22 protein-coding genes are annotated in these 25,715 nt (G+C 68.8%); 7 read left to right on the top strand and 15 right to left on the bottom strand.

The features are described from left to right. Positions 1 to 3: 3 nt before the first annotated feature. Complete coding sequence (locus Q664_RS08175) at positions 4 to 1,635, bottom strand: mechanosensitive ion channel family protein (protein WP_043391814.1); 1,632 nt, start codon at positions 1,633 to 1,635, stop codon at positions 4 to 6. A 169-nt stretch (positions 1,636 to 1,804) separates the two neighbouring features. On the opposite strand from Q664_RS08175, the gene Q664_RS08180 reads away from it, so the two are divergent. The 3 genes from Q664_RS08180 to Q664_RS08190 all read left to right on the top strand — a co-directional run bounded on the left by Q664_RS08180 (position 1,805) and on the right by Q664_RS08190 (position 5,883). After that, complete coding sequence (locus Q664_RS08180; protein ID WP_043391817.1) at positions 1,805 to 2,188, top strand: response regulator; 384 nt, start codon at positions 1,805 to 1,807, stop codon at positions 2,186 to 2,188. A 4-nt stretch (positions 2,189 to 2,192) separates the two neighbouring features. After that, positions 2,193 to 3,740 (top strand): cytochrome c family protein, encoded by a 1,548-nt coding sequence (locus Q664_RS08185; RefSeq protein WP_043391892.1) that lies wholly within the window; start codon positions 2,193 to 2,195, stop codon positions 3,738 to 3,740. 148 nt (positions 3,741 to 3,888) lie between these two features. Further along, entirely contained in the window at positions 3,889 to 5,883 is a 1,995-nt protein-coding gene (locus Q664_RS08190; protein ID WP_043391820.1) for a LysM peptidoglycan-binding domain-containing protein, read from the top strand. Positions 5,884 to 5,892: 9 nt separating this feature from the next. Here Q664_RS08190 and Q664_RS08195 read toward each other — a convergent pair whose 3' ends face one another. The 6 genes from Q664_RS08195 to Q664_RS08220 form a co-directional block, all read right to left on the bottom strand. Then, positions 5,893 to 7,647 carry an ATP-binding protein gene (locus Q664_RS08195; protein ID WP_043391894.1) on the bottom strand — a complete coding sequence of 585 codons (1,755 nt, stop codon included), beginning with the start codon at positions 7,645 to 7,647 and terminating at the stop codon, positions 5,893 to 5,895. Positions 7,648 to 7,719: 72 nt separating this feature from the next. Next, on the bottom strand, positions 7,720 to 10,227 hold the full coding sequence (locus tag Q664_RS08200; protein ID WP_043391822.1) for a serine/threonine protein kinase: 2,508 nt from the start codon (positions 10,225 to 10,227) through the stop codon (positions 7,720 to 7,722). Positions 10,228 to 10,328: 101 nt separating this feature from the next. Next, complete coding sequence (locus Q664_RS08205; protein WP_043391825.1) at positions 10,329 to 11,123, bottom strand: hypothetical protein; 795 nt, start codon at positions 11,121 to 11,123, stop codon at positions 10,329 to 10,331. After that, positions 11,120 to 12,403 carry an ABC transporter permease gene (locus tag Q664_RS08210; RefSeq protein ID WP_043391826.1) on the bottom strand — a complete coding sequence of 428 codons (1,284 nt, stop codon included), beginning with the start codon at positions 12,401 to 12,403 and terminating at the stop codon, positions 11,120 to 11,122. The genes Q664_RS08205 and Q664_RS08210 overlap by 4 nt, the downstream gene beginning before the upstream one ends. Beyond that, positions 12,400 to 13,095 (bottom strand): ABC transporter ATP-binding protein, encoded by a 696-nt coding sequence (locus Q664_RS08215; protein WP_043391829.1) that lies wholly within the window; start codon positions 13,093 to 13,095, stop codon positions 12,400 to 12,402. The genes Q664_RS08210 and Q664_RS08215 overlap by 4 nt, the downstream gene beginning before the upstream one ends. Beyond that, entirely contained in the window at positions 13,092 to 14,702 is a 1,611-nt protein-coding gene (locus Q664_RS08220; RefSeq protein WP_043391831.1) for a hypothetical protein, read from the bottom strand. The genes Q664_RS08215 and Q664_RS08220 overlap by 4 nt, the downstream gene beginning before the upstream one ends. A 178-nt stretch (positions 14,703 to 14,880) precedes the next feature. Between Q664_RS08220 and Q664_RS08225 the strand changes: the two genes are divergently transcribed. Next, on the top strand, positions 14,881 to 15,984 hold the full coding sequence (locus Q664_RS08225) for an alpha/beta hydrolase (protein WP_052517832.1): 1,104 nt from the start codon (positions 14,881 to 14,883) through the stop codon (positions 15,982 to 15,984). A 44-nt stretch (positions 15,985 to 16,028) separates the two neighbouring features. On the opposite strand, the gene Q664_RS08230 is transcribed toward Q664_RS08225, so the two are convergent. The 8 genes from Q664_RS08230 to Q664_RS08265 form a co-directional block, all read right to left on the bottom strand. Then, on the bottom strand, positions 16,029 to 16,607 hold the full coding sequence (locus Q664_RS08230; RefSeq protein WP_043391834.1) for a hypothetical protein: 579 nt from the start codon (positions 16,605 to 16,607) through the stop codon (positions 16,029 to 16,031). A 14-nt stretch (positions 16,608 to 16,621) separates the two neighbouring features. Further along, the gene (locus Q664_RS08235) at positions 16,622 to 17,092 is read right to left on the bottom strand and encodes a hypothetical protein (RefSeq protein ID WP_152621987.1); all 471 of its coding nucleotides are present in this window, start codon (positions 17,090 to 17,092) and stop codon (positions 16,622 to 16,624) included. 91 nt (positions 17,093 to 17,183) lie between these two features. Continuing rightward, a complete protein-coding gene (locus Q664_RS08240; RefSeq protein ID WP_043391839.1) occupies positions 17,184 to 17,993 on the bottom strand; it encodes a magnesium transporter CorA family protein in 810 nt (269 codons plus the stop codon). A gap of 39 nt (positions 17,994 to 18,032) precedes the next feature. Next, positions 18,033 to 19,220, bottom strand: a complete 1,188-nt coding sequence (locus Q664_RS08245; protein ID WP_043391841.1) for an ABC transporter substrate-binding protein — start codon at positions 19,218 to 19,220, stop codon at positions 18,033 to 18,035. Between the two features lie 27 nt (positions 19,221 to 19,247). Continuing rightward, a complete protein-coding gene (locus tag Q664_RS08250; protein WP_043391843.1) occupies positions 19,248 to 19,982 on the bottom strand; it encodes a PspA/IM30 family protein in 735 nt (244 codons plus the stop codon). A gap of 185 nt (positions 19,983 to 20,167) precedes the next feature. Beyond that, a complete protein-coding gene (locus Q664_RS08255; RefSeq protein WP_043391845.1) occupies positions 20,168 to 21,496 on the bottom strand; it encodes a 5'-deoxyadenosine deaminase in 1,329 nt (442 codons plus the stop codon). Between the two features lie 10 nt (positions 21,497 to 21,506). Continuing rightward, complete coding sequence (locus tag Q664_RS08260; RefSeq protein ID WP_043391848.1) at positions 21,507 to 21,911, bottom strand: cytidine deaminase; 405 nt, start codon at positions 21,909 to 21,911, stop codon at positions 21,507 to 21,509. Beyond that, positions 21,908 to 22,288, bottom strand: coding sequence for a PilZ domain-containing protein (locus Q664_RS08265; RefSeq protein ID WP_052517835.1), 381 nt, complete (start codon positions 22,286 to 22,288; stop codon positions 21,908 to 21,910). Before Q664_RS08265 ends, Q664_RS08260 begins: the two co-directional genes overlap by 4 nt. A gap of 406 nt (positions 22,289 to 22,694) precedes the next feature. Between Q664_RS08265 and Q664_RS08270 the strand changes: the two genes are divergently transcribed. Genes Q664_RS08270 through Q664_RS08280 form a run of 3 tightly spaced genes read left to right on the top strand, consistent with a single transcriptional unit; the run spans position 22,695 to position 25,626 of the window. Then, positions 22,695 to 23,918 carry a hypothetical protein gene (locus tag Q664_RS08270; protein WP_043391851.1) on the top strand — a complete coding sequence of 408 codons (1,224 nt, stop codon included), beginning with the start codon at positions 22,695 to 22,697 and terminating at the stop codon, positions 23,916 to 23,918. Positions 23,919 to 23,935: 17 nt separating this feature from the next. Continuing rightward, entirely contained in the window at positions 23,936 to 24,922 is a 987-nt protein-coding gene (locus Q664_RS08275; protein WP_084609619.1) for a HEAT repeat domain-containing protein, read from the top strand. 44 nt (positions 24,923 to 24,966) lie between these two features. Beyond that, positions 24,967 to 25,626, top strand: coding sequence for a hypothetical protein (locus Q664_RS08280; RefSeq protein WP_152621988.1), 660 nt, complete (start codon positions 24,967 to 24,969; stop codon positions 25,624 to 25,626). Positions 25,627 to 25,715 lie beyond the last annotated feature (89 nt).

Consider the following 25,715-nt stretch of genomic DNA (forward strand, 5'->3'; position numbering starts at 1 on the left):
TCGCTACGCGCGAGGCGTGGCGGGAGGAGGCGGTTGTGCCTGCTCGCTCGCTGGGGTGGGAGCGGGCTGCGCGGCCGCCGAACGGGACTCGGTGCGCGTGGTGGGCAGCCACTCGGGCCGCGCGCGCAGGTACACCATCAGCTTCTCGCGCACCAGCGCTCGCAGGTCGAAGAGGTTCGACGGGTGGGCGCTCACCAGCGCGCGCACCTGCATCGTCCGGTCCAGCACCTCCAGTACCACCACCGTGGCCACCTTCCCGTCCCACAGCGCCTTGCCCTCGTTCTCCAGGATGCGCCGCAGCTCCTCCCGCAGCGCGTCCAGGTCCACGGTGAAGTCCACCAGCAGCAACACCGGGCCCAGCATGGTCTGCCCGCCCTTGCTCCAGTTCTGGAAGGGCTTGTCGAGGAAGTGCGGAATGGGGATGACCAGCCGCCGCTCGTCCCACACCTTCACCACCACGTACGTGAGGGTGATCTCCTCCACCGTTCCCCACTCGTTCTCCACGATGACGGTGTCCCCGATGCGGATGGGCTGGGTGATGGACAGCTGGATGCCGGCCAGCAACGAGGAGATGGACTTCTGCGCCGCCAGACCGATGACGAGGCCCGCGATACCGGCCGAGGCCAGCAGCGACACGCCCACGTTGCGCACCGTCTCGAACTGCATGAGCAGCAGCGCCGCCGCGATGAGGTAGGTGGCCGCCTCGAACACCGAGCGCAGCACCGCCAGCTGGGTGTGCAGCCCGCGCGCGCGCGCGGCGTCCTTGCCCTCCTTCGACACCGACTGCTGGACGAACTGCGCCGTCACCCGGAGGACGCGCAGGACGAACCACGCCACCGACACGATGAGCAGCGAGGTGAACAGGTGCGTCGCCAGGAACCGGGACGTGGGCGGCAACAGCAGCAGCGTCGCCCCGAGCGCCCCGAGCAGCGCGAAGTACAGCAACCGCATCGGCCCCTTGCACGCGGGCACCAGCGCGTCATCCCAGCCATTGCTCGTCCACTTCGCCAGCTGCCCCAGCACCCCCAGCGACAGCTTCTCCAGCACCACGCACAGCACCCCCGCCCCCACCAGCGTCAGCACCGCGCCCAGCCACTGCCACAGCTCCAGCCCCAGCACCGGCTTGTCGAAGAACCACGGCGGCAGCACCTCTCCCAGCGTGGATGGGCCGTACTCCTCGTACAGCGGATCAATCGCCCGCACCGTCGCCTCGCCGAACACCCACACCCGCCCACCCGCGGCGGGGACGCTGGCCAGGCGGATGGGGTAGGAGGCCTCGCCCACCGTGAGGACGCCAATCTGGTCGTAGCGCGCGCCCTCCGAGTTCCCCTGGGGCTCCTTGCTCAGGCTGGCCAGGGCGGTGGGCAGCTTGTGGTCCAGGACGAACTTGAGCCGCCGGGCCAGCACGGGGCCCCGGGCCTTCTGCTCGGCGGGGGGAATGAAGTCCAGGTCCAGGTAGTGCGCGGCCAGCGCGTAGTCCCCCCGGTGCACGGCGGCGGAGAACCCCTGGGCCGCGGCGTAGGGCGTCTGCCGGTCCAGCACCGGGGGCTCCCCGAGGCCCGCGTTGAGGGCCCAGGCCCTCGGCAGCAGGAGGACGGACAGCAGCAGACACAGTCCAGTCAGAGCGCGACGCATGGTGGCCTTAGTGCCCACACCCGCCCCTCCCGGCAACACCAATGTGCCGTTGACCGCTTGTCCTCCAAGGAAGCTGACGACTCGTGCTTCCGTGGATTCCACCCCCACGAGAAAGCCTTGGAGCCATCGGAGGCCTGGGCTAGAAAAGGCCGCCCAGGAAGAGGTTGCCGTGCAAGAGAAGCGAAAGATCCTCCTCATCGACGACAGCGAGATCACCCTCGCCATGGAGAAGGCCGTGCTGGAAGCGCGCGGCTACGAGGTCATCGCCACGTCGACATTGATGGAGTTCGAGAAGACCCTGCAGGCGTGGAAGCCGGACCTCATCCTCACGGACATCCACATGCCCGAGGCCAAGGGCACGGACATCTGCCGGACGCTGAAGAACGAGTACGGCACCCAGGACATCCCCATCATCCTCTTCTCCAGCCTCCCGGATGACGAGCTGAGCAAGCTGGCCGAGCAGGTCGGCGCCGACGGCAGCCTGTCCAAGGTGAACGGACTGGAGAAGATGGGTGAGAAGATCGACGAGCTGGTGCAGAGCATCATCTGGTGAAGTGGTGAGGCGGCTCGTCACCGGACTGGCCCTGCTGGCGGCGCTCTCGGGGTGCTCGCGCAAGGAGTCCCGGCCCGCCGAGCCAGCCGCCACCCCTGCGGGAAACACCACCGCCCGGGCGGATGCGCCGGGAGCCATCCTCTTCGTGTCCGCGGACGTGCGCGGCTACCTGGGCCCCTGCGGCTGCAGCGAGAACATGCGCGGAAGCATCGCGCGCGCGGCGGCGCAGGTGAAGGAGGCGCGCAAGGGCGCCCTGCCCGTCCTCTACGTGGATGGCGGTGACAGCCTCTTCGGCGAGCCGGAGCTGAAGCCGGAGCAGGTGCCGCAGGAGGAGCGCAAGGCGCGGGCGCTCGCCGAGGCCATGAAGGACATGGGCCTCGTGGTGCGCGCGACGGGCGAGCTGGACGACGCGCGCGGCGCCGCCTTCCGCCAGGGACTGGGACTTCCCGAGCTGGCACCCGGTGGAGAGAAGGTGCTGGCCGCCGGAGCGCGCAAGGTGGGCGTGGTGAGCGCCGCGGACGGGGCCGGGCTGAAGCAGGCCGCGGCGAAGGCCCGTGCCGGGGGAGCTCAGTTCGTGCTGGGCCTCTTCCATGGCACCGTGCAGCAGGCGCAGCAGGCCGCGGCCACGCCGGAGCTGGGAGTGGACCTGGTGGTGGCCACGCACACCGCCTCCGAGTTCGACGGCGAGGAGAACAAGCCAGCGCGTGACGTGCCCGTCGTCGCCCTGCAGAGCAAGGGCCGCTCGCTGCTGCGCGTGGACCTGGCCTACGGCGCGAAGCCGGGCGCCTTCGCCCTCCAGAAGACGGCGGCGGACACCGAGCGCGAGGCCGCCTCCATCGAGCGTCGCCTGGCGCTGATGGACAAGGAGATCAACCTCCCCGGTATCCTCCCGGAGCGCAAGCAACTGCTGCAGCAGAAGGTCGAGGAGCTGGTGGCGCGCCGGCAGGCCCTGCTCACCGCGCCGGTGGCCGCGGCCGGCGAGGGCGACAGCTTCTCGGTGCGCTTCGTCCCCCTGGAGTCCACCCTCCCCTCGGACCCCGAGGCCCTGAAGGTGGTGACCGCCTACGACGCGGACGTGGGGAAGATGAACCTGGAGTGGGCCAGGGCCCACGGCCAGGACTGCCCGGCCCCGGAGAAGGGCCAGGCCGCCTTCGTGGGCAACGCCTCCTGCGCCGAGTGCCACGAGGAGTCCTTCCCGGTGTGGGAGGCCTCCAAGCACCACCACGCCTGGAAGACGCTGGAGGACGCGGGCAAGCAGTTCCACCTCAACTGCACCGGCTGCCACGTCACCGGCTGGGAGAAGCCCGGCGGGGTGTGCCGCCTGGACAAGGTGGCCGGCCGCGAGAACGTGGGCTGCGAGAGCTGCCACGGCCCGGGCTCGCTCCACGCCGAGGACCCGTCCAGCACCAACATCATCGCCAAACCCGGTCAGGACGTGTGCGTCACCTGCCACAACCGGGAGAACTCGCCCCACTTCGACTTCGCCACCTACGTGCCGAAGATCCTCGGTCCCGGCCACGGCCAGCCACCGGCAGTGAAACCGAAGCCCTGAAACACATCCAGGCGGTGTGTTTCTTCCCGTTGGCACCATCCAAGGGGAAGATGGCCCGCCCGGATGCTTGTTTGAGTGAAGCGAAAAGCATCGAACACTCGAGCCACCCATCAACCCGGCCCCTCCAGCAGCCGGCTCCCAGGTGACCATGCAGTCCTTCAGCCTGATCTTCCTGGTCCTGACGTCCGTCCCGCCCGCCAAGGAGGCGGTGCCCATGCCTCCGCCGCCGCCCGGGATGCGGATGCTCAACGCGCAGGACAAGCAGTCGCGGGTGGGGGCCGCCATCACCAGGGCCCAGGAGCCCGGGGCGGAAGTCCCGGTCCAGTCCGCCGAGGAGGTGCTGGAGGACCTGCGCAACGAGGGCACCGAGGCCGCCGACGGCGACGACGAGCCCACGGAGGAGTCCACCGAGCTCGAGGAGATGCGGGCGCTGGAGGGCGCCACGCTGGACCCCGGGGCCCGGCCCAACGCCGAGGTGCTCCAGTCGCTGCGCCGGCTGGGCCTGGCCAACCCGCTGCGCCACCGCATGCTGGACGCGCTGGAGGAGCCCACCTTCCGCGAGGACGAGGAGCTGGACGAGCTGCCCCTCATCACCGACCTGTCCAACTTCGACGTGTCGGTGGTGCAGCCCAAGTACGACATCCCGGTGGAGATGCAGCCGCTGGTGGCCCAGTACATCCAGTTCTTCCAGGGCCCGGGCCGCAAGTGGTTCCGCAAGTGGGTCAGCCGCTCCACGCGCTACCTGCCGGTGATGCAGCCCATCCTCGAGGCCCAGGGACTGCCGCGCGACACGGTGTACCTGGCGATGATCGAGAGCGGCTTCTCCCCCACCGCCTATTCGTGGGCGCACGCCTCCGGGCCCTGGCAGTTCATCTCCAGCACCGGCCGCCAGTACGGCCTGCACCAGGACTTCTGGGTGGATGAGCGCAGGGATCCCATCAAGGCCACCTACGCGGCCGCGCGCTACCTGAAGGACCTCTACAAGGAGCTGGGCCACTGGTACCTGGCGTGGGCCGGCTACAACACGGGCAGCGGCCGGGTGCGCCGGCTGGTGGAGCGCCACGGCACGGATGACTTCTGGGTCATCTCCGCCGAGAAGGGGCTGGCCACGGAGACGAAGCACTACGTGCCCAAGCTCATCGCCGCCGCGCTCATCGCCAAGCACCCCGCGGCCTTCGGCTTCTCCGAGGACGAGTTCGTCTACGAGCAGGCGCTCAGCTTCGACGAGGTGAAGCTCACCGACGCCACGGATCTGGACGTCATCGCCCGGTCGGCGGGCGTGTCCGTGGTGGACATCCAGGAGCTCAACCCCGAGCTGCGGCGCTGGTGCACCCCGCCGGCGAGCGTGAAGAATCCCTACGTGCTGCGCCTGCCGCACGGCACGGCCCCGCGCTTCGCGGAGAACTTCCCCCGCATCGCGCCCAAGGATCGGCTCACCTTCCGCATCCACAAGGTGAAGCGCGGCGACACGCTGTCGCAGATCGCCCTCACCTACGGCACGGCGGCCGAGGCCATCCTGCAGATGAACCAGCTCAAGAGCGTGAAGACGCTCCGGCTGAACGCGGAGCTGGTGATTCCGGTGCCGGCCAGGCGTGGCGGGGGCAAGACGGACGGGGACAGCGCGCTGGCGCGCAAGGTGGCGCAGGCACGGCGCAGCGGCGTGACGGTGCTGCGCCCCGAGGACGAGGTGCCCGCCGGGACGCCGCGCGGCCCCGTGGCCACCGGCCCCATCAAGACGGAGACCATCAACGGCCGCAAGCGCATCACCTACGGCGTGCAGTCGGGAGACAGCCTGTGGGCCATCGCCCAGCGCTTCCAGGTGAACGTGGACGACGTGCGCAAGTGGAACAACCTCTCGGTGCGCGCCAGCAAGAGGGCCCTGAAGGTGGGCTCGGTGCTGTACGTGTGGCCGGACAGCGCGCCCAAGCAGGTGGTGGAGCGCGCCGGCACCGTCATCGCCCAGCGCGCCCCGGCCGCCAACGCGGGCCGCCCCGGCACCGTGCACGAGCTGGCCGCCGGTGAGTCCATCTGGAGCGTCGCCCAGCGCTACGGCGTGACGGTGGAGGACATCAAGCGCTGGAACAACATCAAGGACACCACGCGCCTGCCCACCGGTCTGCGGCTCGTGGTGAAGGCCCCGTAGGGAGGCGTCTCACCCCTCCTCGAGCAGCATCTTCAGCTCGCGGATGCGCCGGGTGACGTGGTCCCGGTCCAACCGGCGGAAGCTCTCGGGCAGCAGCTCGCGGCTGGTGCACTCCTGCACCGCCACCAGGTTCTGCAGCTCTATCTCCAGCGGGTAGCTCGGCGGCACGAAGTCCTCGAAGACGGCCTTGAGGTCTTCCACCGTGGCCTGCTCGCGCCCCTGCGACAGCGCCCGGAAGCGCGTGCGCACCAGCACCGCCTCCATGTCCGCGCCGCTCAGCTGCCGCGTCCCCGTCGGAATCAGCTCCGCGATGGACGTCACCTCCAGCTTCAGGCCCGTCTTCTTCTGCATCACCTTGAAGAGCTCCTCCCGCTCCGCTTCCGTCTCCGGATAGAAGAGCGCGAGGTGCTCCTCGGCGCGGCCCTGCCGCTTCAGGTCGATGGGCAGCAGGTCCGGCCGCGCCGTCAGCAGGAACCAGACAATCTTGCCGCGGTACACCGTGTTGCCCATGAACGAGGCGATGGAGCCGAAGATGCGGCTGCTCGTCCCCGAGTCCCCGCCCGAGTCGCGGTTGCCCAGGAAGGTGTCGGCCTCGTCCACCATCACCGCCACGGGCCACAGCGCCTTGAGCAGGTTGAAGATCTTCTCCAGGTTGGACTCGGTGACGCCCTGCCACTGGCTGCGGAAGTTGAGGAACTTCACCACCGGGATGCCAATCTCGCCGGCGAAGCAGGACACCATGAACGTCTTGCCGGTACCCACCGGACCACTCACGAGGTAGCCCATGGGCATCACCTCGATGCGCCCCTTCTTCAGGGCGTTGGCCGCGTGGCGCAGCATGTCCTTGGCCTTGCCGTGGCCCGCCACCGCGTCCAGCGTGTGCACCGGCTCGATGAATTCGAGCAGACCGTGGCACTCGGCCTGGATGAGCTCCTTCTTCTTCTCCTTGAGCAGATCCGTGGTGATGCGCACGTCGCGCTCGAGGGCCTCGGTGAGCACGCGGTCCAGGTTGATGCGGGACAGGCCCGCCGTCATCTTCGCCAGGCCCGCCAGCGGCACGTCCGACACCCCCGCCAGCTTCTTGCCCTCCAGCTTGTAGCGCACGTACTCCAGCCGCTCCTCCTCGGTGGGCAGGGGCAACTCGATGGCCGCCACGTACGGGTTGCGCGACAGGCGCTGGGATACGTCCGCCAGGTTCTCCGCCAGCAGCACCACCGACGCATCACCGCCGAGGAACTGCGGATCGTGCGCCCACTTCTCCAGCGTGGCCAGGACGAACCGGTCCTCCGCCGACAGGTGGCTCATCTCCCCGCCCGGCACCAGCGTCTCGGCGAAGTCGATGATGAGCGCCATCGACTTGCCCTCGCTCAGGCGCATCCGCAGGAAGTTCTCGAGAATCTGCAGCGCCCGGGCCGGATCCCTCGGCAGGCTCTTGGCGTAGTCCGTGCCGTAGAGCGCGTCGTAGCCCGCCATGGTCCGCTGGAAATCCTTCTGCGTCTCCGGAGACGCGGAGCGGATGCCCGACGAGCGGTCATAGAAGATGACGTGGTCGCGCCCACCGAAGAGCTCCTCGGACAGGAAGGTGCGCAGGGTGCCGAAGCTCCGGCTGCCGTCCTCCTGGGTGGTGGGCTGAAGGTCCCTCACCGCTCCGTAGAGCAGGAAGGTGCTGACGGTCTTCGTGTAGTACTTCTGGGCGAGCTTCTGGGCCCAAACCGGCAGCCCCGCGAGTGGATCCGCCGCCTCGGCCTTGCGTGACTTGGACACCGACACACCCCTCCCGCCCCGGATGGGGCGCACACGCCCGCCCCAGCCGGGCGGGCGCCTTTCTTTACCGCGCTACTTGCAGCCGCGCTGCTTCTTCAGGCGCCCCTTCACCTGGCCCGCGCTGGGAGACACGTCCAGGACCTCGTCCCCGTGGCAACGCAGCTTGAGGAGCACCTGCTTCACCCCGTTGGGGAGCCGCAGCGTCTTGGGCGTCTCGCCCCACTCCTTGCCACCCGCGAAGATGGTCGCGCCCGCCGGCGAGGACTCCACCTCCAACTCGAAGCCATCCGCCTCGAGCTTGAGGTCCATCGGCTTGCCGTCAACGGCCAGGGTGATGTTCTCCCGCCTGGGCTTGAAGCCCGGGGCACTGGCCTCCACCGTCACCTGGGTCCCCTCGGGCAGCTCATCCAGATGGGGGGAGCTGCTGCCCTTCTCGCGCACCACCTTGCCGTCCACCTTCAGCTCCGCGTCCGGCGGCTGGGTGGTGATCAGCAGGCGCGCCAACTGAACCTTGCGCTCGAGCTTCACGTCCAACTGCAGGGGCGTCATCCCCTCGGCGATCTCCACCTGCTTGGTGAACGGGTGGTACCCCTCGGCACTCACCATCACCAGGGCGGGACCGGCCTTCACCTGCTGCAGGACGGGCAGCTTGGACGTGTCCAACTCCTGGCCACCAAAGCTCACCCGGACCGGGGCCTTCACATCCGGCACGTTCACCATGATGTAGCCCGTGGGCGCCGGCCGCGACATGAAGAAGCCGGCCCCGCCCGCCAGCAGCAGCAACAGGATGGCGCCCCCCGCGATGATCGGCGGGAGGTTGCGTCCCCCCTTGCCCGGAGCCTGCGCTGGCGCGGGAGCGTTCACGGCAGCCAGTGCCGGAGGCGGAGGCGCCGCGGCCGGAGCGGCACGCTGGGCAGCGGCGGCCGCTCGCAACGGAGTGGCTGGCGTGAGTTCCATGGCGTCCGTGGACTCGTCGGGCTCGTCCAGGAGCGGAGGAGGTGGCGCCGCCGGAGGCCGCGGGCCCGCCACCGCCGGTATGGCCGACAGCGAGGCCCTCGGCACGATGGACTGCTCGGCCACCGGAGGCTCCGGCCGCACGGCGCGCAGTCCATCCATCGTGTTGCGGCCCTGACGGGCCACGGTGGTGCTCTCCGCGGACGGCGGAACGGGAGAGAGCGTCGGAATGGACGGCCGCGGCGGCGCCGCCAGACCCGGCGATCGCATGGCCGCCATGCGCTGGGCGGGCTGCTCGTCGATGACGGGCGGACGCGGCACCTCCACCGGCGTCACCGTGCGCCCGGGGCCCACGAGGCCCGGCTGCGTGGTGGGCTCGTCGAGGTACTCGGGGCTGCTGACCACCATGGTCGCGCCGGACTCCTCCTCGTCCGGCACCGGCGGCGCCGTGGGCGCGGGCGCCGTCAGCTTGGGCATGGCGCCCAGCGTGGGGGCCCGGCGCACGCCACCCAGCGAGGGGGTGGCGGGCATCGGAGGCGACATGGGCGCCTGGACCGGCACCGGCGCGCTGGCCGGTACCTGCACCTGCGGCGCCCCGTTGAAGCCCATCTCCAGGGCGGCCAGCATGCCCTCGGGAGGCTTGATGTCCGCGTACTCCTGAATCCGCTGCTTCTCGCGCTCCACGTCCTCGGCGAAGGTGGACTTCATGTACTGCATGAGGTCCTTGCGCCCGAAGATGGAGTCCGACGTCAGCAGGAAGCGCTGCAGGTCGTCACCCAGCTCGTTGGCGTACTGGTAGCGCTCGTCCACGTCGCGCGCGAGCGCCTTGAGGACGATCTTCTCCAGTGCCTCGGGGATGCGCCGGTTGTACGTGGAGGGCGGAGCCACCTCGGCCTTGCGCACCTTCTCCAGCACGCTGAAGTCGCTGTCACCCACGAAGAGCCGCTCACCGGTGAGCATCTCGTAGAGACACACGCCGATGGCGAAGACGTCCGAGCGCCGGTCCAGTGGCATGCCGCGGATCTGCTCCGGGCTCATGTAGCCGAACTTGCCCTTGAGGATGCCGGCCTGCGTCTTGGTGGCCTTGCCCGCCGCCTTCGCGATGCCGAAGTCGATGACTTTGACCTCGCCCTCGAAGGAAATGAGGATGTTCTGCGGCGAGATGTCGCGGTGGACGATGTTGAGGTCCTGGCCCTGGTTGTTCTTCTTGCGGTGGGCGTAGTCCAGGCCCTCGCACATCTTGGAGACCATATAGGCCACCAGCGGCACCGGAGCGGGCTCGCCCTTCTTCCGGCAGCGGTCGAAGATGGCCCGCATGTCCCGGCCGGGGATGTACTCCATCGCGATGAAGTAGCTGTTGGTGATCTGCCCCAGCTCGTAGATCTGCGCGATGTTGGCGTGGTTCAGCTGGACGCTGATCTTCGCCTCGTCGATGAACATCGAGATGAATTCATCGTCCTCGGCGATGTTCGGGAGGATGCGCTTGATGGCGACGAGGCGCTCGAATCCTCCCGCGCCGAACATCTTTCCGCGCCACACCTCCGCCATACCGCCGATGTTGATGCGGTCCAGGAGGAGATATTTCCCAAACGGGATGGGCTGCCGCTTCGGTTGAGTGGTCGTCACGTGGGTGCGTGGCTCGGTGTTTGAGAGCCGAGCCTATCGACCGCCCCTCCATAGGGTCAACCGCGCGCCGTCCCCCACCCCCAGAACGTCACAAGTCACCCTCAGGGCGTGGGGGCAGGTGCCAGGGCGCCGGCATCCGTTGCCTCGGGGTCCACAGCGGATTCCTCGGGGGAAGAAGCCAGCGGGAGCTCGAGCGGCGCTCCCTCTTCCTCCTCGGGGGGTGTGGGTTGCACGACCGCCACGTGTGGCTGGCCATCCACGGACAGCACCGCGGGCAGCCCGAAACGCTCGCCCGCTGGCAGGGCGACCAGGGAGACCCAGGCCGTCTTCCGATCCGGGGCCACGCAGTAGATGAGCGTTCCCACCGCGAGGCCCGGCGCCTCCCGGACGGGCCCCTCACACCCCGGGCGCACCTGGAGCGACCAGGCCGCCGCGCGCTGTCCCCGGACGAGGTACGGGGGCGGATCCAACTCCGCCAGCAGCGGCTGGAGGACCGCCGGATCCGACGGGACGGTGCGCCCATCGGACAGCGCCTCGGCCTTCGTCTCGATGTAGCGGAGCACCATGGCCGCCAGGTCCTCGGAGCGCCTGGGCACCTCGTTCTCGACGCGTATCAGGTCCACGAAGAGGGCGCACAGCAGGAGGATGGGCAACAGCCGGTACCCCTTGAAATCCTCGCCCCTGCCGCGCACCAGTCCCCACAGGACGACGCCCAGCACGCCCACGGTCGCGGCCAGCACCCCGGCGGGCCACACCACCAGGGGAGGCTCCAGGAAGGCGGACACCTCGGCGCTCCGGGCCCGCAGAGCATCCAGCAGGTCGCCCCCGTAGAGCCACGCGAGGGCCCCCAGGCTGGCGGCGTTGCCGAGGAGCGTCTTGAGGGAGGGCCGATTCATCCGGCGAGCGTGCGGGCGGGGTCCGTGGCGGCGGCCCGATGGCTGGGGAACCAGGCGCCGGCCACCGCGGCCAGCAGTCCGAGCAGCACGCCTCCCACCACCACGGGCCAGGGGAAGGAGAAGAAGCTCTCGGGCTTGAAGGGGAACTGCGGCAGGTAGGAGACGGCGAGCCGGTCGATGAGCAGCGCCAGCAGGAGCGCGGAGATGGTGCCCAGGAAGCCACCCGCCACGCCCACCACGCCGGCCTCGGCCAGGACGATGTTGCGCACGTCCGAGCGCGAGGCGCCCACCGCCTGCATGACGCCGATCTCCTTGGCCCGCGCGCGCACCGAGGCACTCAGCGCATGGGCGATGTTCACCGCCGCGAGCACGCAGATGAGGATGGACAGCAGCGCCAGCGCGGACGTGGTGAGCGTGACGGCCGCGCCCACGTTCTCCGCGAGCCGCCGCTCCTGGTCGTCGATCTCCAGGCCCATCTCCCGCACCGCCGCCATGATGCCCGGCACCGCGCCGGGGCTGGTGGCCACCAGGGTGATGCCCGAGTACGTCTCCGCGTCCTGACCCATCTCGCGGTTGAGGCGGATGGCGGCGTCCAGGGGAATGGTGACACCCGCGAGCAGCGCCCGATCGGACGCGCCCACCACCTGCACCTGGGACGAGATGACGGCGACGTTGGGCAGCGGGGCGGTCACATAGGAGCGGTTGAAGTCCACCGGGAGGGTGAAGCCCACGAGCAGGCTCGGGGTGAGTGTGGGCAGCTTGCGGGCCGGGGCGAAGGTGTTGTTGTAGATCTCCAACAGCCGCGTGGAGATGAGGCCCGGCAGCGGCTGGCCCGGCCCCGGGTCCACGAACTTGCCGAGCTGGACGTCCCCCTCGACGAGGCCGGGCTCCACGCCCACCGCGAGGACGTCCATGCCCATGCGCATCTTCCGGCCGAAGAAGTCGCCGTTGTAGAGGCTCGCCGCGGGGGCGCGCACGCTCATCTTCCGGTAGAGCGTCTCCACACCGGGCAGCGCCTGGAGCCGCTCCACCATGGGGGTGTCCAGCTTGCCGCCCCCGAGGAACGAGCCGAGCGACACCGCGGGAGGCACCACGTCCACCAGCCGCGCGTCGTTGGGGAAGATGCGCTCGCGGATGACGCGGCCCACGCCGAGGCCCAGGCCCACGAAGAAGACGAGCGCCCCCACGCCCATGGCCACGCCGAAGGCGGAGAAGAACGCGCCCCGCCGCTCGCGCGCGAGGCTCAGCCGCACCAGTTGGGACAGCGCCGCCAGCCTCATGACACACCTCCCGCCAGCGCGGGCCGGGTCTCCTCGACGAGCCGGCCCTCCTTGAGGCGCAGCACCCGCCGGGCCGCCGAGCTCATGCGGTCCTCGTGGGTGACGGCGAGCAGGGTGATGCCCTCGCGGTTCAGCTCCTCGAAGAGCGTGATGACCCCTGCGCCCGTGGCGGCATCGAGGTTGCCGGTGGGCTCGTCACACAGGAGCAGCCGGGGACCGGTGAAGAGGGCCCGGGCGATGGCCACGCGCTGCCGCTCGCCGCCGGAGAGCCGCACCGGGGCACGGTCCTTCTTGGCCAGCAGGCCCACCCGGTCGAGCAGGGACTCGGCGCGCTTGCGGGCCTCGGGGGACGCGGCGCCGAAGTGCGAGGGCATCAGCACGTTCTCCACCGCGGACAGGTTGGGGATGAGGTGGAAGGACTGGAAGACGAAGCCCACGTGCTGGTTGCGGAAGCGCGCGAGCTCCTTGTCCTTCAGGCCGGACAGCTTGACGCCGGCCACCTCCACGTCGCCCTGGTAGTGCACGTCCAGGCCGCCCAGCAGGTGCAGCAGCGTGGACTTGCCACTGCCGGACGGGCCCACCACGGCGACGAAATCACCGTCCGCCACGTCGAGCGAGAGCCCATCCAGGACGCGCACCTCGGTGCCGTCCCCGTCCCGGTACTGTTTGACGATGTCGCGTGCGCGTATCAATGGGGTGCCAACCAGAGGGTGAGCTCGGCCTGCAGGGCCTTCTCCTTCTCGGAGAGGCCCAGCGTGACCGCGCGGAGGTCATCCGTGGCGTCCAGCCAGCGCACCGTGGTCGCCTTGATGGCGAAGCCGCCAATGCCCCAGGCCTCGGAGGGAAGCGCCTTCACCGCCTCGGCGAGGCGCCGCAGGTCCAACACCGCCCCCAGCACCGGCTCCTGGAGCGCCGGGCGCAGGTCCTCGGCCACGGGGCTGGTCGCCGCGGGGCCCTTGAGCCGGGTGAGCGCCGTCTCGAGACGCGACTGCGGCGCGGCGAGCACCACCTTGTCGCCCACCGAGGCGAAGTGCGCACCCTCTCCCTGCCGGTACGAAGTGAGGTAGACGCGCTGGCCACCCACGTCCGTGGGCTTCACCTCGGCGCCAAAGCGCTGGGCGATGGGCGGCACCTTCTCCAACGTGGAGGCGAGGGCCGCCGGGTCCTTCCCCTCCCCCACCACCACCATGTGCACGAAGCGGAAGGGATTGGTGCGCCGCAGGTCCAACGACGGCACGCCCGCCCCGAGCTGCGCGGTGGGAGCCAGGGACACGCCCGCGACGAGGCCGGGCTTCAGCTTGTCCAGCACCTCGCCCTTCAGGTCGAAGCCACTCTCCTGCACCGCGCGGGTGACGTAGGGGCCGACGAGGTAGGGCCAGACGCCGCCGAGCTGCGCGGGGTCTCCCCGGTAGCGGGCCACGAGGAAGCTGTCCTCCGGGAGGTAGCCGCTCAGGTCCGTGGCCTGCTGCGGCACGAGCGCGGCGAGCGAGGCCTGCGTGTCCGGCCACGGCGTGTCCAGGCGCAGCGTCACCGCGCGCTCGCCCAGCGAGCCCGCCAGCGTGACGGCCTGGGTAGTGCCGGGCGGAATGAGGAAGCCCGTGCCGCCCGGGAGGAAGGCGTAGAAGTCGCGCTCCGCGGGCAGCCGCTCGAGGGAGGCATTGAGGAGCGGCTCCTCGACGAGCGACTTCTCCACGGGCAGCGTGGCGTAGCCGGAGAGCTGGGACACCATGGCGCCCGCGCCCAGCAGGGCGTAGTCGCCGGTGAAGAGGAGCCCCAGCGCGGGCTGCTGCGAACCGGGCCGGGTGAAGGTGACGAGCGTGCCGCCGGCGACCTTCTGCTCGGCGGTCTGAGAGGCACCGAGCCGGTCCCGGGCGAGCTTGGAGAAGGTCTCCCGGAGGGTCTTCTCGTCCTTCACGCCGAGCACGGAGAAGGCCTGGTTGCCACCGAGCAGGGCCGCGCCCGCGCCCCGGCCCGGGGCGATTCCGGCGGCCTCCATGGCCGCGCGGCTGCGCAGGTCCACGCCCACCTGACGCATGATGGCGGAGACGTAGGCCTCGGCGGACGAGGCGTTCTGGAGCTGGGCGACGAAGTTGGCCAGCTTGAGCTTCTGGAAGCGGGCGAGCCGCTCGCCGAAGGTGCCGAGATCGGGGACGACGAGGGCGGCCTGGGCGCCTCGGGGGAGGAAGCGGGCGGGGTTGTTCGTCTTCACGCCCTGAGTGCCCTGCTTGTCGCCGCAACGGGAGCAACCGGCGAACACGAGCAGGACGAGCAGGAGCCAGGGCGAGGCGCGGCGGAGCATAGGAACGGGAGTGCAGACGGCCCCGGGCCCGGAGTCAAATTCTTCCTGCGGAAGCTTTGCCACGGCCGTCCGGGGGGAGACCTTGCCCTACCCTGAAGCGCACTGGGAGAGTGGGTGATCAACCCGCGCCCCGGCGAGTCCAGGAGGCGGCGATCCCCACGAACAGGCGAGCACTCCCATGTCCGATTCCCTCAGGCGCAAGGCAGGCACGCTGGCGGCGATGTTGCTGCTGGCCATGAGCACGGCGGCCGAGGCCACCACCGTCCGGGTCTTCTACGACGTCGGCTACGGCAACCGCATCACCCTCCGGGGCAGCAAGGCGCCCCTGTCGTGGACCACGGGCACGAACGCCACGTGGACCACGGGCAACGCCTGGACGCTGTCCTGGTCCAACACCGTGGGCGACGTGGAGGTGAAGCCCCTCATCAACGACGTGACCTGGTCCACCGGCGCCAACTACCGCATCAAGGCCGGCGCCACGGTGGACATCTACCCGTTCTTCGGCCCGGCCTCGGGTCAGTTGCAGACCGTCTCCAACTTCTACTCACCACAGTTCGGCAACTCGCGGACACTCACCATCTACCTGCCCCCGAGCTACTCGGCGAACCCGCTCAAGCGCTATCCGGTGCTGTACGCGCATGATGGGCAGAACCTCTTCAGCGCCACCCGGGCCACCTACGGCGTCGAGTGGCGCATGGACGAGACGGCCAACTCGCTCATCGGCAACGGCTCGATGGACGAGGTCATCATCGTGGGCATCGACCACGGCGACGCCAACCGTATCTACGAGTACACGCCCTGCTGCGATCCCCAGTACGGCGGCGGGGGCGCGAACAAGCACGAGCGGTTCCTCCTCGACACGGTGAAGCCGTTCATCGACCAGAACTACCGGACCCTGTCGACGAAGGCGAACACGGCGCTGATCGGCTCGTCCTTGGGCGGGCTGGTGTCGTTCTACATGGGGCGGCGCAACCCGGCCGTCTTCGGGAAGCTGGCGGCGCTGTCGAGCTCGTTCTGGTGGAACAACCAGGCGCTGACGAAGCAGGTGGAGACCGAGACCGCGAAGGTGGCGGTGAAGTTCTACATCGACGCGGGGACGAGCAGCGACGGGCTGACCGAGACGACGCGGATGCGGGACGCGCTGGTGGCGGACGGGTACGTGCAGGGCAACGACCTGTACTACTACGTGGCCCAGGGCGCGGGGCACAACGAGTCCTCGTGGGCGGCACGGCTCAACGTCCCACTGACGTACCTCTTCCCCTGGCAGAGCACCGTCTACTGAGCGCATGAGGTGAGGGTGCCGCGCCACTCAAGCCGCGAGCACCCTCACCAGATGTCGTCAGTGAAGAGGCAGTGGAGGAGTTTCACCTCTTCGAAGCCCGTGTTGCCGACCTGGAGGTCCGGCACAGGGGTGAAGAGAACGTCGTTGGACAACCGGACGGTCCCGAACGACTCGCGAACGAGCGCATCCAGCCTGGCTTCATACGGCAGGTACTCGGGCGGAAGAGGAGGAAACCAACTCTGGTAGCTCGACCGCTCCTCGTCCAAATCCAATTCCCGAGAAGCATGCAGGATGTGTATCGGGGCCAGGATACTCGTGAGCACCACAACGGCTTTCCGCTCCCCCGCGGGAACCTGGGAATCCGGCAGGTAGATACGAACACGGCGGCTCGGGTCGTAGAGAAGACCAGGCAGCTCCCACTGCTTGCATTCAGGAAGCTGCTCACGAACGCGCTGCCGAAAGGTCTTCCAGCCCGCGTCCTCCTTCTGCGCAGCAAGCCGCGCAGCGGTCAACCGCTTGTACTCCTCACTCTCCCTGTGTCGCGGATCGTCCCCATGAATGCCCGATGGATAATAGTGGTGCACGAGTTCAACGAGTGCGTCCGCAGAGAAGCGCTCATCCATAGCTGTCTTGAACCTCAATCATCAGGGAAGGATTTCGGCTCGAGGCCTGGGGTCATGAACTTCGTCACCCTGACCCCACCGATGTGTTCTCTCAGCAGAAGCCTCATCTCATCCCTGAACTGCTTGCAGGCCATGGCGGATACAGTCTCGTTCCCCAGCAAGACCATGCGAGCGGCCCCATTGGCGGATTCCGCTGATCTCCGCTGTGCGGTCTCAGTGGAGATGGGTCGCTTGCCAGTGATACGGGGTACCCCGACCTCGACATCACACCAGGCCTGCAACGGCCTGCGCCGAGAAATCCGGGATAACAAGATGTTCACCTGAGCCACCTTCCATCCACCCGCCTCCGGCCCCTGCTCGGGTACGATGTCGTGGAACTCGAAGGCGGACGGTGGGATGCTCCCACCGGAGACGGTCGCGCAGGCCTCCAGCAGAAGCGCCATCGTCCCTAGCAGGAACGCACGCACCAGCAATGACCGAATCATGCTCCTCCCGTGGGCCATGGGCCCTCGGTGGCATGACACAGGAAGCACCCGAGACACGAAACGGCTCACGCCACGCGCTGTCTGGAATCCCTCACCGCACCCGCGTCCCGTGCGGCAGCGGCCCCGAGGTCTCCTCGCTGAAGTCGAGGAAGCGCTCCATATCGCGCACCGTCTCGTCCGTCGCCTGCGCCTCCGCGCTGAGCGCGTCGAGTTGCCGGTTGACGCCCTCGGGGTCCCGGATGGCGATGGACTGCTCGTGCGTCAACCGCATCAGGTCCTCGATGCTCGCCAACTGGTGACTCACCATCTCGCGGCTCTCCCCCGCCTGCTCGAAGCGCGCCAGCCGCCGCTTGAGGAGCTCCAGCCGCTTCTCCTTCACGTCCTTCAGCCGCGGATTCGTCTCCTGCCCCAGCTCCGACTCCAGCGCGCGCACGTCCTTCTCCAGCGACAGCCGCTCCGAGGAGTTCAGGTACGTGCGGTACTGGTTCAGCGTGGAAATCAGCCGCAGGAACGAGGTCAGCAGCGCATCCAACCGCTGCTCGCTGCTGGCCGCCAGCACCCGCCCACCGGGCAGCTTCGCGTAGTTGGCGAGGATCTTCTCCTTCAGCCCCACCAGCACCTGGTAGTGCTCGCGCTGCGAGGCGGCCAGCTCCGACAGCAACGAGTCCACCTGCTGCCGCGCGGCCTCGTCATCCTGCGCCCCCGGCGTACTCGCGCGCACCGCCCGCTGGAAGCGCTTCGAGAAGGGCACCACGCCCAGGTAGAGCGTCTCCACTCCGAGCGCCACCAGCATCGGCAATGGCTCGCCGGTGAGCGCCGACGAGGCCCCCGCGGTCAACAGCCCGACCAGGTTGGCGGGCAACAGGAGGGCAGCCTTGAAGAAGTTGGGAGTGCGGGCCACGGAAGTCCTCGCCAGGGAGGCGCCTCGCGGACAGAGGGCTCAGGGCCCTCGCGCCTCCGACACGTATTTCAGCGCGCCGAGGTCGCGAGTGTCCTCGGCTGGCGGGGCCGCCGCCGTGCGCCTGATCTTCCGGTAGAGCGCCGAGGCGCTCTGGAAGAGCTCGTCATAGGTGACAGGCGCCTCGCCGGAAAGCCCGAAGAAGGCCCGATTGTCCGCCAACGTGGCCGGAGGGGCACTGCGGATGGCCTCGGTGGGGTCTCCCAGGTAGGGGGCCACCTCGCCCAAGAGCCGCGCCCCGGGCCCCGGGTCCTTCTGCACACTGGCCCCCGCGTCCAGCAGCCCGCGGATGACACGGCGGACCGCGTCCGGGTAACGCGCGGCGTAATCCCCTCGGGCCACCAGCACCGTGGCCACCAGGTGGGGCGCGTCCGCCGTGGTGGCCAGCACCGCGCCGCCCCGGTCCCTCGCCGCCAGCTCCACGTCGCCCCACAGCCCCGCCACCGCGTCCGCCCGGCCCTCGCGCAGGGCCCGGCCCGCGTCCAGCGTGGAGGGCAGCTCCACCCACCGCACGTCCGTCATGCGCAGGCCCGCGCGCGACAGCACCCACAACGCGAAGTAGTACGAGGAGCCCGAGGTATACACCCCCACCCGCTTGCCCCGCAGCGAGGCCAGGTCCGGCACCCCCACCGCCGCCAACGCCTCCTGACCGCGGCTCCGTCCCAGCAACATCACCGTGCGCGGCGCCGCGTCCCGCAGCGACGGCAGCCACGCCGCCAGCCGGTCCACGGAAATGGCCGCCATGTCCACCCCACCGTGCTCCGCGCCCACCGCCAACGCTTGCCGCAGCTCCTCGTCCGTGGGGAAGACGACGGCCCGCGCGTCCATGGCGTAGGCCGTCTTCAGCAGGCCCTGCGCCGCGCCCGCCGGAGCCACGGGGTTGTCCAGTGACGAGGCCCCACCGGTGGCCAGCAGCAGCGCCGCCGCCGAGCCTCGCGCGGTGAAGCCGATGAGCGTGGGCCTCAGGGGCACCGAGGCCAGATCCGCCACCGGTGCCGCCACCCCCGCGGGGAAGTCTCCCGGAGACAGGCGCACCGCCTCCTTGGCCGCCGGGAAGAAACGCGCCTGGAGGCGGTCCAGGTACCCCAGCCGCGAGGCCAGCAGGTACAGCGCCCCCAGGACACACAACGCCAGGAACGGATAGAGGCCGGGTCCGCGTCGCAACGCCATCAGCTCGGCCTCCTCCGTTCCACGGGACTACTTGATCTCCACCTTCTTGCCGATGGTCTTCTCCGTGCCACCACCCACCTCGGACACCGGCGCGGGGCTCTGGAGACCCATCTCCATCTTCATCTGCTTCACCAGGTCCATCGCCTGCAGACGCTCGGCGTCCTCCTCGATCTGCACGGCCTGGTGGTCCACCGACTCGAGCGCCATCTGCATGCGCGCCTCGTTGACGGCGGCCTTCTCGTTGACCTTGCGCACCATCTCGTCGTGCGTGGCGTCGATGCCGGCCACCTGGAAGGACTCCATGGCGTCGGCCACCTTGGACTGCCACTGCGCACGCCGCGCGTCGCGGATGGCGTTCATCGCCTCCTGCGTCTTGCGGTCCTTCTCGCGCATGAAGGCCTTCTTCAGGTTCAGCGACTTCTCGTACGCCTGCTTCGCCGTCTCGAGCTGCTGCTCGTTGCGCTCCAGCGCCGCCTTCTCCGTCTGCAGCTTGGTGGCGTACTGCGCCGCCAGGTCATCACGCCCCGCCTGGATGGCCGCCTTCACCTTCGCCGTCAGGTCGCGGATGTCGTTCTTGTACTTGACGTTCTCCTTCTCCAGGAGCGTCAGGTTCGCCCGCACCATGGCGATGGACTCGTTCATCTTCGGGACCTGATCGTTCAGGTCACGGATGTTCTGCTCGAGAATGAGCTCCGGGTCCTCGATGGAGGAGACGAAGAAGCCGAAGAAGCTGCGCATTGCCCTTGTGAACCGGTTCCACATGGCCGGGGTCTACCTCCTGCGAATTCGAGTCTTGTGGGGACCTTACACCATCCCACCGTATTCCACGTATGACGAATGCCTGGGGCCTACGCTCGGCGAACAGTGCCCATTGCCAGAGAACACTCGCCGGGCCCCGCTGGTTCGCTCGGAGTGCGAGCAGGCCCTACCCGTGACGGATTCGTGGCTCAGCGGACCCGGGCGGTGACGCGGGCGGAGTGCTGACGGGCGTTCGAGGCCACGGAGGCCGCGTCCAGGGTCAGGAGGGCGCGGTCCTTGAGGACGGGCTTGCCGTCGATGAGGACGTGGACCACGTCGGTGGAGCGGGCGGCGTAGACGAGCGGGGAGAGCACATCCCGGGGGTCCGCCGGGGTGGCGTGGAGGCCGGAGAGGTCCACCACGGTGATGTCCGCGCGCTTGCCCTCCTCGAGCGAGCCCAGCTCCGCCTCCATGCCAATGGCCCGGGCCCCGCCGAGCGTGGCCATCTCCAGCACGCGCTCGGGAGGCATGCTCCGGGGGCCCACCCGCGGCTTGTGCAGCAGCGCCGCCAGCCGCATCTCCATGAACATGTCCAGGTTGTTGTTGCAGGGCGCGCCATCGGCACCGAGGCACACGGTCACGCCCGCGTCCAACAGCTCGGGCACCGGGGCGAAACCCGAGGCCAGCTTGAGGTTGGAGCCGGGGCAGTGGCACACCACCGTGCGCGTGTCGCGCAGCACCTTCTGCTCCGCCTCGGACAGCCAGACACAGTGGGCCAGCGTCACGTGCGGGCCGGTGAGACCCAGCTCGTGGAACCAGGCCACGTTGTCCCGGCCGGTGAGGTCGCGCACCGCCTGGACCTCCGAGCGGTTCTCGCTGGCGTGGGTGTGGATGCGCACGCCCTTCTCCCGGGCCAGGCGCCCCACCTCGCGCATCAGCTTCTCCGTGCACGAGAGGACGAAGCGCGGCGCGAAGGCGTAGCGCAGCCGGTCCCCGTGGGTGCCATGCCAGCGCTCCAGCAGCGCGAGGCTCTCGGCCAGCGAGGCCTCGGTGGACTCGTGCAGCCCGCCAGGCACGTCGGGCGCGTCCATCATCGCCTTGCCGCCGGTGAGCCGGAAGCCACAGTCGCGGGCGGACTCGAAGACGGCGTCGTAGTGACGCACCGAGCCCATGTCGAGCGCCGCCGTGGCCCCCGAGCGGATGAGCTCCGCGAAGGTCAGGTCCGCCGAGGCGCGCATGGAGTCCGCGTCGTGCGCGGCCTCGAAGGGCCAGATGCGCTCGCGCAGCCAGTCCAGCAGCTCCAGCCCGTCCGCCCGGTTGCGGAAAAGCGTCTGACAGGCGTGCAGGTGGCCGTGGATGAGGCCAGGCAGCACCACCTTGCCGGAGACGTCCAGCACGCGCAGACCGGCGCCCCGGGTCCGGATGTTGCGTCCCACCCGGGCGATGCGCCCATCCTGGATGAGGACATCTGCCTCCGCGAGCACCTCGCGCTCGCGGTTCATGGTCACGACGGTGCCGTTGGTGAGGAGCAGATCCACGGACCGCACTCTAGAGGAAATCGCTGGTGAAGGCGTGGGGGAGAAGCTCTCCGAGGGAGTAACGCGCCTCATCCCCCTCGAGGTTGCGGCTGCGCACGGGCAGCTCCTTGGGGGCGAACTCCAGCATCACCTGCCGGCACATGCCGCAGGGAGGGCAGGGGGTGGGCGTGTCCACCACGATGGCCACCGCCACCGGCTTGCTCCGGCCCTGGGCCACTCCGGCCGCGAACGCACCGCGCTCGGCACACACGGAGAGTCCGTAGGAGGAGTTCTCCACGTTGCAGCCCGTCACCACCGAGCCATCCGCGTAGAGCACCGCCGCGCCCACCGGGAATTTCGAGTACGGGGCATGGGCACGCTCCCGGACCTTCTTCGCCGCCTCGAACAGCTGTTCCCAGGGAATGTCCACGCTCATGAACCGCCTCCCCCTCTGGACTCCGCCAGCTCGAGGTCATCGAGGTAGCGGGCGATGAGCATCTCGGTCTCCATGGGCAGATCCAGGAAGCGTACGTGCGCCGAGGAGCCGCGCGAGCCGTGGGCCACGTGGAGGACCTGGCCGCGGACCTGGAGCTCCTCGGTGGAGCCGGGCAGCGTGAAGCGAGCCTCCACGTTCATGCCCACCGACAGGGACGTGCCGAACCAGGCGAAGCCCCCGAGCGAGATGTTGCCCTCGCGAGAGTCGAACGCCTGGGACGAGCCCTCACGCCGCACGCGGATGCGCATGGGAACCCGGGGAGATTCCCGCCGCTCATCCGCCCGCCGCTGGCCATCGTCCTTGGACTGCTCACTCATGCCCCCCATCATACCTACACTCGCGCCCTTCGCACGGACTCACGTGAGCAGGTGTGGAATGGGCGACCCCTGGACAGTCCGCCCCCTGGGGGGAAACGACAGGGCCGGGAGAGCGCCGGTGGTCCCACAGCCAGGGGTTGGGCATGCTGCCCGGCACATGAGCACAGCCCCTTCGCTTCCGCGTATGGCCCTGGTCTTGGGCTTCGCCCTTCTCTCCGCTTGCGCCACCCCGCGGGTTCAGGCGCTCAATGAAGGGCAGCGGCCAGTACAAGCCCCGGCGGTCAGCCCCCCGCACTCGCAACCGCCCGCGGACGTCCGCCAGCAGGCAACGGCCCTGGCCGGTGGACCCCTCGGGGCGGAGCTCCTCCCCGTGCTCATCCATACGCCACCAGGAGGCCCCTGGCGGTTGTCCTTCTCTGTCCTGGCACCTCATTCCAGCCTCGAGACACTGACCGTGACGGAGATACGCCCGCTGCTTGGGGCATTCGACTCCATCCGGCCTCGTTCCACCCCTCGGCTGCGGCTGATGGAATTCCCGGGAGCCACGAACCCAACCCAGGGAGCCGCGACCGCATGGGAGCAGCGGCTGCGCGAGGAGTTCTTCTCCCTTTATGGGCCCGCGCTCCTTCCGGTGCCCGAGTCCCTGGAATCGAGCCGGCTCTCCCTCGCCCTCAAACTCTCCACCCGGTACATGGGTGACGGCATCCGCGAGGCAGCCCAGGAACTCTTCAATGCCCCGGCCTTCCTGACCAGCGTCTCGCTGTCGATACTGGTGTACTTCGCCGCCTGGCTGGCACCGGAGCCCTTCTTCTCCAAGGCCTTCGTCGCCACGCTCACGGTACGGCTGGCCCTGCTGGTGGGGTTGGTGGAGTTGGGGCGCCTGGCCCTGGCGTGCTTGCGCCTCCATCAGGAGGCCGAGGCCGCCACCACGCATCAGGAGTTGGAAGCAGCGGCCGAGCGCTTTGGCAGATCTGTCGGGGGCACGGCCCTCCGGGTGCTGGTGGTGGTGGCCAGTCTCGGAGTGCCCCAGGTTCTTCCCAAAATACCCGAGGGAGGCCTGTGGACACTCTTGAGCCCTCTTCGTCATGCGCCAGCAGGCGGGCCGGCGATGGAGTCCATCACCACGGTGCAGGTCGTGGCCGACGGGACGCTTGTCGTCACGGGGGTGGCCACGGGCACCTCCGCCACCTCCCTCTGTGGTGAGCTTGCTTTCTGCGCCACGATGAATGGCTCGGGCAGTGTTGCCAGACTCTCCACCCGATATGGAAAGCCCCACACCCGGCAGAACCCTCCCCACAACGAGGCCATCGAAGAGGAACTGGCCAGACGTGAGGCCGCCGGACACACCGGTTTGCGGAAGAACAAGGCGCAGCGGACGGCTCAGGGGGACCGTGTCTACGATTCGGAGCCCGTCCAGGGTATCCGCTCCCGAAAGCCGGATGTCACCTCGGTCCGGCCCGATGGCGTACGGCACAACACCAACTACGTCTCCAACGCTCGGGATGTGCAACGGGAGCTGACGGCCTTCGAGTCCATGATTCGTGCGGACCCACTGGCCATCCACGAGTTGTACCTGCTCGACGGGACCCTGCTCAGGCGGTATGTCCCGCGAGGCGTGAACTTCCCCTGAGCAGGCCAGGACACGAGATGACGCCCAGACCAGACGTCATGCAGTGGCGGCAGGAGTTGGTGGACGCATGCAGATTCGGGGAAGAGGCTCGGGCGGGCGTCCTCGTCACACAACTGGGCGCACGCAAAGCCAAGCCCCTGCTGGAAGAGATGCTGACCCATCCGGATGCACTCGTACGTCAAGCCGCGGCATTCGGCCTGGGAGTGCTTGGCGGAGCAGCCAGCGCCAGACGTCTGGAGCAGCAGCTCGCCATCGAGGAGGCGCGAGGAGATACCGACGGGGAATCCGTCGTGGAAGCCATCATCCAGGCGCTTGGACACATCACGGAATCCGGAGCACGGACGACCCTGGTACGGAGGTTGGCGCGGCTGGTGACACGCAAGCCGGATCCTGGAGACGTGAGCGAGCTGGCTCATGCGCTCTGGAGGAGGCGTCATCCAGACCTGATTCCTTCCGTCCGGCACAACCTGGAGCGGCTCGGCCCACCGGCATCCAGACCCTTGCACGGCCTGTTGATGCTCCTGGAGAAGTCTCCGGAAGAGCTTCGCCAATGGGCCCTCGACCCCTCCATCCCAGTGGTTCACAAGACGGGCGTCCTCACCGTGCTCGAAGAGGAATTGCCAGAGTCCCTCGTCTCCGCACTTCCCTCGTTCATCTCCGTGGCCCATTCCCTGTCCGGGGCCGCTGCTCGCCAACAGGGAGAGGCCTCGTACTACTGCGATCGCCTGCTCATCCTGCTGCTCCTCCATGAGGAACGGGTCCTCCCTGCCCTCCCGTCCGAATCCCGCGCCGAACTGCGCGACCTGGCCCGGACTCTCGTCGCGGCGACCGCTCTCAATTGTTCCCTGCGAGCGGCGAGCCTGCTCAAGTTCGTGGGACAGCCGGAAGACGCCGACATCATCGAAGCCCATCGCCCGACGGAACCAGTCCTGGCCAAGGTCTTCGATGATGCCTCGCGAGCGCTTCGTAACCATGCAAGCAGCGGCGAGCGCGGCACGCCCTGAGCACTCTCGGTGCTGCTCACCCGCATGGGCAGAGGAAAGTAGCCATGCAAGCAAAAACCGCACTGCCCGGCCTGGAGCGCTTGGTGGAAGTGTGCCGGAAACACGGTTTTCCTCTGGAGACACCATCCCCGGAGCCAACCGCGCCAGCCGCAGGAGAGCCCTTTCTAGGCTCCCCCTTCGATCCCCTGCTCGCTGCCGCCTATACGCGTCTGGGAGGCGCGATGTTGGGAGAGTTCCTGCTCTACAGGCCCGGTCCACACGAGTACGGCCTCGCCAAGATCAATGAAGGCATGCGCCAGAACGACGCGGAGGCATTCCATTCATCCCTCGTTTTCGGGCAAGAGCCCAACCTAGCCTATTACTACGGCACTGTCCCCGAGTTGGCAGACCCACAGGGCGTACAGCCGGTCGTCTATATCGACGCTCACGACCAGCCGCTCATCCTGCCCGTCGCTTCCAGCATTGACCGCTTCTTCGACCTATTCTCAAGGTACCTCGAAGCCATGGCGGAGGACCCCCTGTACGTGGAAGAGCACCATTCCAGCATCGCATTTCCATGGGATGTTCCCGAGCTTGTTGCCCGGGATGAGCCCCTGGTCCGAATGGTGGAAGCCAACCACTTCGACATCCTGCTGAAAGACGACGAGCACTCCCGGAACTGGCTCGCCCGGATACGTCAATACGTGCGGCACGGGGGAGAGTGACGACTCACCTTCACGCTCTCCGAAGGGAGTACTTTCCTACATCATGCAAGCGGCATCCACCACATCCCCGTAGTCCTGGGTCAGGACTC

The sequence above is a fragment of the Archangium violaceum Cb vi76 genome (assembly GCF_000733295.1).
Lineage (GTDB): Bacteria > Myxococcota > Myxococcia > Myxococcales > Myxococcaceae > Archangium > Archangium violaceum.

Excerpts from the sequence above, each read along its gene's own strand:
- Q664_RS08175 (WP_043391814.1), bottom strand. The coding sequence starts at position 1,635 with ATGCGTCGCGCTCTGACTGGACTGTGTCTGCTGCTGTCCGTCCTCCTG.
- Q664_RS08190 (WP_043391820.1), top strand. The coding sequence starts at position 3,889 with ATGCAGTCCTTCAGCCTGATCTTCCTGGTCCTGACGTCCGTCCCGCCC.
- Q664_RS08205 (WP_043391825.1), bottom strand. The coding sequence starts at position 11,123 with ATGAATCGGCCCTCCCTCAAGACGCTCCTCGGCAACGCCGCCAGCCTG.
- Q664_RS08210 (WP_043391826.1), bottom strand. The coding sequence starts at position 12,403 with ATGAGGCTGGCGGCGCTGTCCCAACTGGTGCGGCTGAGCCTCGCGCGC.
- Q664_RS08220 (WP_043391831.1), bottom strand. The coding sequence starts at position 14,702 with ATGCTCCGCCGCGCCTCGCCCTGGCTCCTGCTCGTCCTGCTCGTGTTC.
- Q664_RS08225 (WP_052517832.1), top strand. The coding sequence starts at position 14,881 with ATGTCCGATTCCCTCAGGCGCAAGGCAGGCACGCTGGCGGCGATGTTG.
- Q664_RS08230 (WP_043391834.1), bottom strand. The coding sequence starts at position 16,607 with ATGGATGAGCGCTTCTCTGCGGACGCACTCGTTGAACTCGTGCACCAC.
- Q664_RS08235 (WP_152621987.1), bottom strand. The coding sequence starts at position 17,092 with ATGATTCGGTCATTGCTGGTGCGTGCGTTCCTGCTAGGGACGATGGCG.
- Q664_RS08245 (WP_043391841.1), bottom strand. The coding sequence starts at position 19,220 with ATGGCGTTGCGACGCGGACCCGGCCTCTATCCGTTCCTGGCGTTGTGT.
- Q664_RS08250 (WP_043391843.1), bottom strand. The coding sequence starts at position 19,982 with ATGTGGAACCGGTTCACAAGGGCAATGCGCAGCTTCTTCGGCTTCTTC.
- Q664_RS08260 (WP_043391848.1), bottom strand. The coding sequence starts at position 21,911 with ATGAGCGTGGACATTCCCTGGGAACAGCTGTTCGAGGCGGCGAAGAAG.
- Q664_RS08265 (WP_052517835.1), bottom strand. The coding sequence starts at position 22,288 with ATGAGTGAGCAGTCCAAGGACGATGGCCAGCGGCGGGCGGATGAGCGG.
- Q664_RS08275 (WP_084609619.1), top strand. The coding sequence starts at position 23,936 with ATGACGCCCAGACCAGACGTCATGCAGTGGCGGCAGGAGTTGGTGGAC.
- Q664_RS08280 (WP_152621988.1), top strand. The coding sequence starts at position 24,967 with ATGCAAGCAAAAACCGCACTGCCCGGCCTGGAGCGCTTGGTGGAAGTG.